12 protein-coding genes are annotated in these 12302 nt (G+C 53.7%); 5 read left to right on the top strand and 7 right to left on the bottom strand.

From position 1 onward, the window contains the following. Positions 1-114 precede the first annotated feature (114 nt). Positions 115-2505 carry a glucose/quinate/shikimate family membrane-bound PQQ-dependent dehydrogenase gene (locus ACUY4Q_RS20030; RefSeq protein WP_458044435.1) on the bottom strand — a complete coding sequence of 797 codons (2391 nt, stop codon included), beginning with the start codon at positions 2503-2505 and terminating at the stop codon, positions 115-117. 208 nt (positions 2506-2713) lie between these two features. On the opposite strand from ACUY4Q_RS20030, the gene hpt reads away from it, so the two are divergent. Continuing rightward, the gene (gene hpt, locus ACUY4Q_RS20025) at positions 2714-3250 is read left to right on the top strand and encodes a hypoxanthine phosphoribosyltransferase (protein WP_458044434.1); all 537 of its coding nucleotides are present in this window, start codon (positions 2714-2716) and stop codon (positions 3248-3250) included. Between the two features lie 65 nt (positions 3251-3315). On the opposite strand, the gene can is transcribed toward hpt, so the two are convergent. Next, entirely contained in the window at positions 3316-3978 is a 663-nt protein-coding gene (gene can, locus ACUY4Q_RS20020) for a carbonate dehydratase (protein ID WP_458044433.1), read from the bottom strand. 107 nt (positions 3979-4085) lie between these two features. Between can and ACUY4Q_RS20015 the strand changes: the two genes are divergently transcribed. The 4 genes from ACUY4Q_RS20015 (at position 4086) to ACUY4Q_RS20000 (ending at position 7644) form a co-directional block, all read left to right on the top strand. Next, positions 4086-5012, top strand: a complete 927-nt coding sequence (locus ACUY4Q_RS20015; protein ID WP_458044432.1) for an ABC transporter ATP-binding protein — start codon at positions 4086-4088, stop codon at positions 5010-5012. Next, a complete protein-coding gene (locus ACUY4Q_RS20010) occupies positions 5009-5779 on the top strand; it encodes an ABC transporter permease (RefSeq protein ID WP_458044431.1) in 771 nt (256 codons plus the stop codon). Before ACUY4Q_RS20015 ends, ACUY4Q_RS20010 begins: the two co-directional genes overlap by 4 nt. Positions 5780-5896: 117 nt before the next feature. Next, positions 5897-6337: a PTS sugar transporter subunit IIA gene (locus ACUY4Q_RS20005; protein ID WP_458044430.1), complete on the top strand. Its 441-nt coding sequence runs from the start codon at positions 5897-5899 to the stop codon at positions 6335-6337. 62 nt (positions 6338-6399) lie between these two features. Further along, the gene (locus ACUY4Q_RS20000; protein WP_458044429.1) at positions 6400-7644 is read left to right on the top strand and encodes a polysaccharide deacetylase family protein; all 1245 of its coding nucleotides are present in this window, start codon (positions 6400-6402) and stop codon (positions 7642-7644) included. A gap of 378 nt (positions 7645-8022) precedes the next feature. Here ACUY4Q_RS20000 and panD read toward each other — a convergent pair whose 3' ends face one another. From panD to pcnB, 5 genes are all read right to left on the bottom strand, one after another. Next, positions 8023-8403, bottom strand: a complete 381-nt coding sequence (gene panD, locus ACUY4Q_RS19995; protein ID WP_039078406.1) for an aspartate 1-decarboxylase — start codon at positions 8401-8403, stop codon at positions 8023-8025. 137 nt (positions 8404-8540) lie between these two features. After that, positions 8541-9392, bottom strand: a complete 852-nt coding sequence (panC, locus tag ACUY4Q_RS19990; protein WP_458044428.1) for a pantoate--beta-alanine ligase — start codon at positions 9390-9392, stop codon at positions 8541-8543. 11 nt (positions 9393-9403) lie between these two features. After that, positions 9404-10198: a 3-methyl-2-oxobutanoate hydroxymethyltransferase gene (gene panB / locus ACUY4Q_RS19985; RefSeq protein WP_458044427.1), complete on the bottom strand. Its 795-nt coding sequence runs from the start codon at positions 10196-10198 to the stop codon at positions 9404-9406. A gap of 116 nt (positions 10199-10314) precedes the next feature. Then, a complete protein-coding gene (gene folK / locus ACUY4Q_RS19980) occupies positions 10315-10800 on the bottom strand; it encodes a 2-amino-4-hydroxy-6-hydroxymethyldihydropteridine diphosphokinase (RefSeq protein ID WP_458044426.1) in 486 nt (161 codons plus the stop codon). Positions 10801-10867: 67 nt separating this feature from the next. Next, the gene (pcnB, locus tag ACUY4Q_RS19975; RefSeq protein WP_458047398.1) at positions 10868-12262 is read right to left on the bottom strand and encodes a polynucleotide adenylyltransferase PcnB; all 1395 of its coding nucleotides are present in this window, start codon (positions 12260-12262) and stop codon (positions 10868-10870) included. Positions 12263-12302 lie beyond the last annotated feature (40 nt).

Below are 12302 nucleotides of genomic sequence, written 5' to 3'. Positions count from 1 at the left end.
TTACGTTGCCTTTTTGCTTTTGACCCTGTGCGGCCTGATGCCCTCACCCCGGCCCTCTCCCACGGGGAGAGGGAGAAAACACTAAAAAAGGCAACTTACGTTGCCTTTTTGCTTTTATTTCGTGTCGTCCGGCAGTGCGTAGGCAACAATATAGTCGCCCATTTTGGTACCAAACGAACCGTGACCGCCGGCGGAGATGACAACGTACTGCTTGCCATTCACTTCATAGGTCATCGGCGTTGCCTGACCACCCGCAGGCAGACGGCCCTGCCACAGTTTTTCGCCATTGCTCATATTGTACGCGCGCAGGTAGTTATCTGCGGTTGCGGCAATAAACAGCACGTTACCGGCGGTGGAGATCGGGCCGCCCAGCATCGGCATACCCATATTGAACGGCACCGGAACTGGCATCGGGAATGGCATGCTGTCCTGCGGTGTACCAATACGTTTTTTCCACACTACCTGGTTGGTTTTCAGATCCAGGGCAGAAATATAACCCCATGCTGGCTGTTTACACGGCAGACCGAACGGAGAGAGGAACGGATTCAGCGTCACGCCAAACGGCACACCGTACTGCGGCTGAATACCGGATTCGGTACCGCTGCCTTTAGCGTCCTTCGGCTGCTCCATTGGGTTACCCGGACCACGCGGAATCAATTTCGAAACAAACGGCAGGGCCATTGGGTTAGCAATCGCAACCTGACGATTCGGGTCAACGGAAATGCCGCCCCATTCGAACATCCCCAGGTTACCCGGGAAGACCAGCGTGCCTTGCTCTGATGGCGGCGTAAAGATGCCTTCATAGCGCAATTGGTGGAACATCACGCGGCACACCAGCTGGTCGAACATGGTGGCGCCCCACATATCCGCACCGCTCAGATCTTTCTTCGGACGGAAGCTGAGATCAGAGAATGGCTGGGTTTTGGTGACGTAATCGCCTTTGGCTGCACCCTGTGGAACCGGTTTTTCCGGTGCCGGAACAACCAGTTTACCGTTAGTACGATCCAGCACGAAGATGTTACCGGTCTTCGCAGGGGCGTAAATCACGGGGACGGTTTTGCCGTTAACGGTGATATCCGCCAGCGTCGGCTGAGACGGCATATCCATATCCCACAGATCGTGGTGAACGGTCTGATAACTCCAGGACAATTTACCGGTGGTCGCATTCAGCGCCACGATGGAGCTGGCATAACGTTCCTGCTCAGGTGTGCGGTTACCTCCCCAGATATCGGGTGTCGTAACGCCCATCGGCAGATAAACCAGATCCAGTTTCGCGTCATACGCGGCCGGTGCCCAGGAGTTAGGTGAGTTAAAGGTGAAGGTGTGTTCGTCCGATGGAATCGCGTTAGGATCTTTCGCGCCCGGGTCGAAGGCCCACAGCAATTTACCGGTGTTAACGTCAAAACCACGGATAACCCCGGAGGTTTCGCGCGTAGAGAAGTTATCGGTGACTGAACCGGCAATCACGATCACTTTATCGGTGATAATCGGCGGCGAGGTCGGCTCATACAGACCCGGCGTGGTATCCGGCATGTTGGTCTGCAGATTCAGAATACCTTTGTTGGCAAAGGTTTCGCACGGCTTGCCCGTTTCGGCATTCAGAGCAAACAGACGACCATCGTTGACCGGCAGCATGATACGGCGCGGGCAGTCTGCAACGACATCCGGGCTGGCATTTTCAGCACGTGCTTCATGGTAAGAAACGCCACGGCAGGTAACATGCTGGAAGGACTGATTAGCATTCAACTGTGGGTCGAAATGCCACTTCTCCTTACCGGTCGACGCATCCAGGGCAAACAAGCGCTGGTGTGCGGTACACAGGTAAAGGGTGTCGCCCACTTTAATTGGCGTCACTTCGTTGGTCAGTTCACCCGGATCGGTCGGCAGCTTCAGGTCACCGGTGCGGAACACCCAGGCTTCCTTCAGATTTTTGACGTTATCGGCGTTAATTTGCTTGAGCGGGGAATAGCGCTGGCCTTCCTGATTACGACCATAGGCCGGCCAGTCGCCATCAGCCACCTGCGAAATCGCTGCCGCAGGCGTTGAGTCTGCGCTCAGCGTGCCTTTGACTTCCTGGGGATCGTTAAAACCAGCCCAGGTCAGCATTCCGCCGCTGATTAACAGCGCAACCAGCAGCGCGGCAACGGCGCCGCCTGAAGGAATAAACAGTCGACGCCAGACAAAAGGCAAGATCAGCCAGATGCCGAAGAAGACCAGGATATCGCTGCGTGGCGTCAGCGCCCAGAAGTCAAAGCCGACCTCCCATACGCCCCAAATCATGGTGGCCAGCAGGAATGCAGCATAGAGCCACAATGCAGAGCGCTTACGCTTCCATAACAGCGCGGTCACGCCAAGCATCACCACCCCTGCAATAGGGTAGTACCAGGAACCACCGATGGAGACAAGCCAGACCCCACCAATGAGTAAATAAAGCCCGCATAGTGCGGCGAACAACGACGTCAGGGTCACCAGGAGCCCTGACTGTTGCGGTTTTGTTTCTGCCATAGAAAGTTACTCACCAAATTCATTAATGTTTTAGTAGCAACTAAGTATAGGATTTAACAAGTGTGATCGTCATCACAAATTGAGCTTTATCGACAGATAAACATCAGAAATGCGTTTGCTGGTATACTGCACGCCTTGCGCTTCAATAACCGGAACTCTGGTGCCGTTATTGATTGATTTGTTTTTTAAATCATATGGTTAGTTAAAAATGAAACATACTGTTGAAGTGATGATCCCGGAAGCCGAGATCAAAGCGCGTATCGCGGAACTGGGTCGTCAAATCACCGAACATTACCAGGACAGCGGCAGCGAAATGGTGCTGGTAGGCCTGCTGCGCGGTTCGTTCATGTTCATGGCCGACCTGTGCCGTGAAGTGCAGGTCCCTCATGAAGTCGATTTTATGACCGCTTCCAGCTACGGCAGCGGCATGTCCACCACCCGCGATGTGAAAATCCTCAAAGACCTGGATGAGGATATTCGTGGTAAAGACGTTCTGATCGTCGAGGATATTATCGACTCGGGTAACACGCTCTCGAAAGTGCGTGAAATTCTGAGCCTGCGTGAGCCGAAATCGCTCTCCATCTGTACGCTGCTTGATAAGCCTTCACGCCGTGAAGTACAGGTAGAAGTGGAGTATATCGGCTTCTCCATTCCTGATGAATTTGTGGTGGGGTATGGCATTGACTACGCTCAGCGCTACCGTCACCTGCCGTATGTCGGCAAAGTGGTGATGCTGGACGAATAAGCACAAAAAAGCCGGGATTAACCCGGCTTCGTTTTACAGGCCGGCATAATACCGGCTTGAAAGCATTACTTGTGATTGATGTGTTTCTTGCTGAGGTTTGACAAACCCTGGCGATAACGCTGTTCGAGCACGCTGCGGTCGGTTGCTGTCACTTCCAGGTCACGCAACAAACCATCGTGAATACCGTACGCCCAGCCGTGAATCGCCACTTTCTGACCACGCTTCCAGGCTGACTGCATAATCGTCGAGTGGCCGAGGTTATAAACCTGTTCCATGACGTTCAGCTCGCAAAGCGTATCCAGACGACGCTCCTCCGGCATTTCATCGAGCAGTGCGCTGTGTTTGAACCAGATATCACGAATGTGCAGCAGCCAGTTGTTAATCAGCCCCAGTTCCGGGTTTTCTACCGCAGCCTGCACACCGCCGCAGCCGTAGTGGCCACAAATGATGATATGCTCAACTTCCAGTACGTCGACCGCGTACTGCACAACGGAGAGGCAGTTAAGGTCGGTGTGAATGACCAGGTTTGCAACATTTCGGTGTACAAAAAGTTCACCTGGTTCCAGACCAGTGAGACGCTCGGCAGGAACGCGACTGTCAGAACATCCAATCCATAGAAAGCGCGGCTTTTGTGCCTGCGCCAACGTTTCGAAGAATCCTGGATCCTCTTCCACCAGCATTTTTGACCATAGTGCATTGTTGCTGATGAGTGTATCTATGTCTTTCATGGAAGTTAACGACCTGTAACTAAAGAAGTGCGTTGCGCTAATATAGGTCAACTCCATTTTTTTTTAAACCACACATTCGAGTGTAAAAAAAAGGTAAGTGAAAATTCATGACCATTGCACTGGAGCTTGAGCAGCTTAAAAAAACCTATCCGGGCGGCGTCCATGCGCTGCGGGGTATTGATCTTAAAGTAGAAGCGGGTGATTTTTATGCCCTCCTGGGGCCTAACGGCGCGGGCAAATCCACCACTATCGGCATCATCAGTTCGCTGGTGAATAAAACTTCTGGTCGGGTCAGTGTCTTTGGTTACGACCTTGAAAAAGATGTCGTCAATGCCAAACGCCAGCTTGGCCTGGTGCCACAAGAGTTCAACTTCAACCCCTTTGAGACCGTTCAGCAAATCGTCGTGAACCAGGCCGGTTATTACGGCGTTGAGCGTAAAGACGCGCTGGAACGCAGCGAAAAATACCTTAAACAGCTCGATCTGTGGGAAAAACGCAACGAACGTGCGCGAATGTTATCAGGGGGGATGAAACGTCGCCTGATGATTGCACGTGCGCTAATGCACGAGCCTAAACTGCTTATTCTTGATGAGCCCACGGCAGGTGTGGATATCGAGCTGCGTCGCTCCATGTGGGGATTCCTCAAAGATCTCAATGATAAAGGCACCACCATTATCCTCACTACGCACTATCTTGAAGAGGCGGAGATGCTGTGCCGTAACATCGGCATCATTCAAAGCGGTGAGTTGGTCGAAAATACCTCGATGAAGTCGCTGCTGGCGAAGCTGAAATCGGAAACCTTTATCCTCGATCTGGCCAGTAAAAGCCCGTTACCCAAACTTGAAGGCTACGATTACAGGCTGGTGGATACGTCAACGCTTGAAGTGGAAGTGCTGCGTGAGCAGGGGATTAACAGCGTGTTTAGCCAGTTAAGTGCGCAGGGGATTCAGGTATTAAGTATGCGTAACAAGGCTAACCGTCTGGAAGAGCTGTTCGTCGCGCTGGTTCACGATAAAAAAGGAGATCGCGCATGATGCAGCTTTATTGGGTCGCGCTCAAAAGTATCTGGCATAAAGAGATCCAGCGCTTCATGCGTATCTGGATCCAGACCCTGGTGCCGCCCGTCATTACCATGACGCTCTACTTTATCATCTTCGGCAACCTGATTGGTTCGCGCATCGGTGAAATGCATGGCTTTACCTACATGCAGTTTATTGTGCCAGGGCTCATCATGATGGCGGTGATCACCAACGCCTACGCTAACGTCGCTTCCTCATTTTTCAGCGCCAAGTTCCAGCGCAACATTGAGGAACTTCTGGTGGCACCGGTGCCAACGCATGTCATTATCATTGGTTACGTTGGCGGCGGCGTCGCGCGCGGGATTTGCGTCGGGGTGCTGGTCACTGCCGTATCGCTGTTTTTCGTGCCGTTCCAGGTACACTCGTGGGTGTTTGTCGCCTTAACGCTGCTGTTGACCGCGGTGCTGTTCTCGCTGGCGGGATTACTGAACGCCGTGTTTGCCACCACCTTTGATGACATCAGCCTGATCCCTACCTTTGTGCTGACGCCACTGACCTATCTGGGCGGCGTATTCTACTCGCTAACGCTGCTGCCACCCATCTGGCAAACCTTGTCGCACCTGAACCCTATCGTTTATATGATCAGCGGGTTCCGCTTTGGTTTCCTCGGTATCACCGATGTGCCCCTGTTTACTACCGTTGGCGTTCTGGCGGTCTTTATCGTCGTGTTTTATGCCCTTTGCTGGTACCTAATCCAGCGTGGTCGTGGCCTGCGTAGCTGATTCTCTCTGCCCGGCGGGCGTTGTTCGCCGGGCCTTCCCGCTCCGCCATTCTATGATATCTGTCACCGACGGCTGAGGGTCACTTAGCTAAACTGCAAGTCAGCTAAGGAGACAGGTATGCTGGGATGGGTTATTGCTTGCCATGATGAGCGGGCGCAGGAACTGTTAAACGATCTGGAAGCGCAGTTTGCGCCGCTGGTGCAATGCCGGGCGGTTAACTTTCATCGTGGGTTAAGCACCAATATGCTGAGCCGGATGATGTGTGATGCGCTGCATGAAACAGATTCGGGTGATGGCGTTGTCTTTCTTACTGATATTACCGGTGCGCCACCCTATCGGGCCGCGGCCCTGTTGAGCCATAAGCACGATAATTGCGAAGTCATTTCCGGCGTCGACAGTGCCTTGCTGCTGGCGTTGTATCCGCTACGAGAAACATTCAGCAGCAGTGATTTTCGCGATGAGATGGTGAAGAGAGGCGGACCGACGGTAAGCAGCCTCTGGCATCAGCAGCAAAAAAACCCGCCCTTTGTATTACTGCATGATTTGTACGAAAAATAGTCATTGGTATTGATTTTTCTTTTGTTACAATACCGCCAATTTTTTACCGTTCGGTTGGTCTGATGCCTCGTTTATTCATCATTGTTCTGCTCTTTTTTTCCTGTGCGGCCTCAGCTCGTCTGGTCAGTGATAATCCTGAGCCCGCACGCTATATGCAGGTCACTGAGGATGCAGATATCTGGGGGCAAATCGGCAATAACGTCGTCACCGTCGGTCATATCCGCGCCGGGCAAATTATCGCCGTGGAGCCTGGCGTTGAGGACTACTACGCGTTTCGTTTTGGCTTTGGTCATGCCTGGATAGATAAAGGTCACCTGGGCACGCTGCGGGGAAATGAGCGGGTGGAAGACAGCCTGGGCGACCTCAATAAGCCGCTCAGCAACCAGAACCTGATTACCTGGCAGGACACGCCGATGTACAACGCGGCAGATATCAAGAGCACGCCTTTCGGCGTACTGGCCGCCAATCTTCGCTACCCTATTATCAGTAAACTCAAGGACAGGCTGAATCAAACCTGGTTTCAGGTTCGTGTTGGCGATCGTCTGGCATGGATAAGCAGTCTGGATGCGCAGGAAGATAATGGTATTCCGGTGCTGACCTATCACCATATTCTGCATGATGAAGAGAACACTCGTTTTCGCCACACTTCCACCACCACATCCGTGCGCGCATTTACCAACCAGATGACCTGGCTGCGTGACCAGGGCTATACCACCCTGAGCATGTATCAACTGGAAGGATATGTACGAAACCGTATGAACCTACCGGCTCGTTCCGTCGTCATCACCTTTGATGATGGTCTGAAATCGGTTAGCCGTTACGCGTATCCGGTGCTGAAGGAATACGGTTTCAAAGCGACCGCCTTTATCATTTCGTCCCGCATCAAACTGCGCCCACAGACATGGGACCCGAAGTCTTTGCAGTTTATGAGCGTCTCAGAATTAAACCAGATTGCCAGCGTGTTCGATTTTCAGTCGCATACACACTTTCTTCATCGGGTAGATGATGCCAGACATCCGATTTTACTCAGCCGCAGCTATGAAAATATCCTGATGGATTTCAAGCACTCACGCCGTGCGCTGTCTCAGTTTAATACCCATGTCTGGTTCCTCTCCTATCCCTTTGGCGGCTATAACGATAAAGCCGTACAAGCGGCAGAAGACGCAGGTTTCCATCTGGCGGTAACCACGGTACGCGGAAAGGTGAAGCCGGGAGATAACCCGATGCTGCTAAAGCGGTTATATATTTTAAGAACCGATTCGCTGGAAGAGATGTCGAGGTTAATCAGTAATCAACCTCAGGGATAAAATCAGGGGTAGAAGGCTATCTTATTTGCCATTTTGCCCTTAGGGGCTGAGGGATCCCCACAAAAAATGCGGGCACGATCGGTCCCCTCGCCCCTGCGGGGAGAGGGCCAGGGTGAGGGGAAACATGCGGCTCTGAGGGTCATTCCGTTCACCTTATGTTCCTTGCTTATCTGTCACGCCAGAACCCGTGAACGTGCCAGGGCGGTTCACCGCCACCGCCCAAACATCGCTTTAACTGTTGTATTCTCATTGCGCGGCGTTATCGCTGTAAAACGTAATATTACTGGCGATTCCTCAGCCCGGGGGGGCCAAACTGACTGCACCTATAACGCCTTCTAACTCCTGATTGGGGCAATGATGCGCTACCCCTCGGATGGCTTATGCCACCTGCACCGGTACCGCTTTGGCGGTGCGTTTCATTTCGTTGTCGCCATCGAAATAGGCCACTTTGGGCTGCCAGCTACGTGCCTGCTCATCGGGCATGGTGACGTAGGAGGCAATGATCAGAATATCGCCGACATCCGCGCAGTGTGCCGCCGCGCCGTTAACCGAAATAATGCGTGAGCCACGCTCACCGGCAATGGCATAAGTTGAAAAACGCTTACCGTTGGTCACGTTGTAGATATCAATGGCTTCGTATTCCAGAATACCAGCCGCCTCAAGGAAATCCTGGTCAATGGCGCAGGAACCTTCGTAATGCAGGTCAGCCTGAGTCACTTTGACGCGGTGGAGCTTGCCTTGCAGCATAGTGCGAATCATAAATTGAACCTTTGTTACTGATAATAAATGCTAAAGGAAGGGCAGCTCCCTGCGATTCACCCTTGCATTTCCCCGCGCCAGCGCTGGCGCAGGGAGTGTCAGAGCGGGAGTGTTGCCCGATTTTTAACCAAAGTCTACTACACCAAATCCACTACCGTATTATCGATTAAACGCGCCTGACCGAGCCAGGCGGCCATCAAAATTACCGCACGTTTGCTGCTACCGGTTACCGGCATCAGCGTGTCGGCATCGCGAATCTGCATATCGTCAGCGCGGAAACCGCCGTCGTTGAGCGCCTGCTCAGCGATGGCAATCATCTCTTCAAAATTACGGTCGCCCGCGCGGAGTTTGGCGGCCATGCCATTCATCGCTTTGCTTAAGCCAGGCGCGATTTTACGCTGGTCGGCGGTGAGGTAGCCATTACGGGAGCTCAGCGCCAGACCATCTTTTGCGCGCACGGTGGGGACGCCGACGATCTCAATGTCATACCCCATGTCGGCAACCATTTTGCTGATGAGCATTAACTGCTGGTAATCTTTTTGCCCAAAGCAGGCGACGTCCGGCTGCACAAGGTTGAAAAGCTTGCTGACGATAGTGGAAACACCGCGGAAATGACCCGGGCGGCTGGCCCCTTCCAGCATGGTGGAGATGCCTGGCACGTCGACAAAGGTCTGCGTATCCGTACCTGCGGGGTAGATATCCGCCGACGCCGGAGCAAAAACGAAATCCACTTTGCGTTTGTTGAGCTTTTCACAATCTTCCTGCAACGTACGCGGATAGCGCGCCAAATCGTCTGCACGATCGAACTGCATCGGGTTGACGAAAATACTGACCACCACAACATCCGCACGCGCTTTAGCTTCATCGACCAGCGTCATATGCCCATCGTGCAGGTTACCCATGGTGGGCACTAACGCAATGCGTTTGCCTTCCTGACGTAAACGGCGGATATGCTGGCGCAGCAGCGGTAGCGTTTCGATAATCAACACAACGACACTCCTTAATGGAAACTGTGTTCTTCGCCCGGATAGACACCGGACTCAACGTCGGCAACATACTGGCGCACGGCAGCGCGCATGTCACCGGCTTGTGTGAGGAAGTTTTTGGCAAATTTAGGGATATGGCCGCCGGTGATACCAAAGGCATCATGCATCACCAGAATCTGTCCGTCGGTCACGTTACCTGCGCCAATGCCAATCACTGGGATTGTCAGCGCCTCGGTGATGCGTTTTGCCAGTTCAACCGGGACGCACTCCAGCACCAGAAGCTGAGCCCCTGCGGCTTCCAGCGCCAGTGCATCATCAAATAGCGTTTGCGCGGCATCCTCGCCACGGCCCTGCACTTTATAACCGCCGAAGATATTGACGGACTGCGGGGTTAGCCCGAGGTGTCCACATACCGGTACGGCACGCTCGGTGAGCATTTTCACCGTGTCGCTCAGCCAGCGGCCCCCTTCGATTTTGACCATGTTGGCCCCGGCACGCATCACCGCCGCCGAGTTTTCAAAGGCCTGCTCGGGGGTGGCGTAAGCCATAAAAGGCAGGTCAGCCAGCAACAGGCAGTTCGGGGCCCCCCGGCGTACGGCGCGGGTGTGATAGGCAATGTCGTCTACCGTTACGGGCAGGGTTGAATCATGACCTTGTACCGTCATCCCTAACGAGTCGCCAACCAGCATCACGTTGATGCCTTCTTCAGCGAACAGCTTCGCAAAGCTGTAGTCGTAGGCGGTGATGGTGGCGAAGCGTTTTTTTTCCTGTTTGCATTTAAGCAGCAGGGAGAGGGTGGTTGGTTTCATAACGTTTCCTGATGGCTAAAAACGAATCCTGGCGCATTCTAGCAGCCTGACTCAGGTGAACAATGATTTTAGGCAATCGTTCAACCGTGATCACACTGCGGCGGCAGAAAAGGGTTTTACCATAAGGCGGGTTTATCTGCACCGCATTGCGTGAGGCGTTCGGTTAGCAGCGCGCCGTCAGGAAAACGTAGCCCGGGAGCGATTTCAAACAAGGGCCACAGCATAAAACCACGGTTATGCATGTCGTAGTGCGGAACGGTCAGGCGTGCGGTCTGAATCACCTCGTCGCCGAACAGCATGATATCGAGATCCAGCGTACGGGGCCCCCAGCGTTCCGCTTTACGCACGCGCCCTTGCTGCAGCTCAATACGTTGCGTGTTATCCAGCAAATCCTCTGCGGCAAGGGTAGTCTCCAGCGCGACAGCGGCGTTGAGATAATCGGGCTGATCCTGCGGCCCGAGCGGTGGCGTTCGGTAGAGCGAAGAAACGGTAATTACGCGGGTTTGAGGAATCTCAGCCAGTGCGGCAATAGCCGCGTTAACCTGTTCCAGCGGAGAGGCAAGGTTACTGCCAATAGCGATGTAGCAAAGCGTCGGGGACATGTCGGCTCCTGATACGGATTCTGTAAAGCATCAGGCCTGCACATGGCAGGCCTGAAAATCGAATGTCTTATGCGCCTTCACGACGCGGTGCGCGTTTGCGCGGGCGACGATGACGACGACGTTCAGCGGGCTCATCACCCAGGTCGTCCAGCATGCCTTTTTGATCCGGTGGCGCGGAAACCTGAAATTCTCCCCACCATTTCGCCAGACGCTGTAACTCGACGTTACGTTCGATTTCGGCGCGCAGTGCGAGCAGATCGTAAGCGGCGCGGAATTTAGGGTGCTCCATCAGTTTCCAGGCGCGTTTGCCCTGGCGACGGGACATTCGCAGCTGCAGCTGCCAGATATCACGCACCAGCGAGGTGATGCGTTTCGGGATAGCCAGGGTACGGCAGGCTTCGTCCAGCACGTCATTCATTGCCAGCGCGAAGGCGTCGTAGTAAGCCAACCCGCTCTCCTGGGCGATCCGTTGTGCCGTTTCCAGTAGCGGATACCAGAACATCGCGGCAAACAGGAACGCCGGATTGACACGCATATCGTTGTGAATACGGGTATCGGTATTCCTGAGCACCTGCGCAATGATGCGCTCCATCGAACTGTCACCGTTTTCAGTGAAGTAGCGACAGAGGGTCGGGAAGAGGGGCTGGAACAGATTATATTCACGCAGCAGCGTATAGGTGTCGAAGCCGTAACCGGCCTGCAACAGTTTTAGCGCTTCTTCAAACAGACGGGCAGGGGGCACATCGTTGATCAGCGTCGCCAGACGCGGGATCGGCTCAGCGGTCTCTGCACTGATACTCATGCCCAGCTTAGCGGCAAAGCGAACCGCACGGAGCATGCGCACCGGATCTTCCCGATAGCGGGTTTCCGGATTGCCGATCAGGCGAATCACGCCATCTTCCAGGTCACGCATGCCGCCGACATAATCGCGGACGGTAAAATCGGCAACGCTGTAGTACAGGCTGTTGATGGTGAAATCGCGGCGCTGAGCATCTTCTTCGATCGAACCGAAGATGTTGTCACGCAGCAACATACCGTTTTGCCCACGCTGTGACGTGGTACGATCGGCTTCGGTATCTTCATGGTGACCACGGAAGGTGGCAACCTCAATGATTTCCGGGCCAAACATCACATGTGCCAGACGGAAACGGCGGCCAACCAGACGGCAATTGCGGAACAGTTTACGCACCTGATCCGGCGTGGCGCTGGTGGTCACGTCAAAATCTTTTGGTTTCTTGCCCAGTAATAAGTCACGCACACCGCCACCTACAAGGTAGGCGTCGTAACCCGCTTTATTCAGCCGATAGAGCACTTTGAGCGCGTTTTCACTGATATCTTTGCGGGAAATAGCGTGCTGCTCACGCGGAACAACCGTCATCTGAGGTTGTACAACAGCCTCAACGACCATGCTTTCTTCGCGGCTTAGCACCTTACGGCAAAAATTAGCGACTCGGGTAAAAATAGTGCACCTCGTAGTGTCAAACGTCGGGACAAAAAAATAG

It is taken from the genome of Phytobacter cepae (assembly GCF_054165735.1).
The sequence above is the reverse complement of the archived record's forward strand: the minus strand, read 5'-3'. Positions and strand labels throughout refer to the sequence as shown.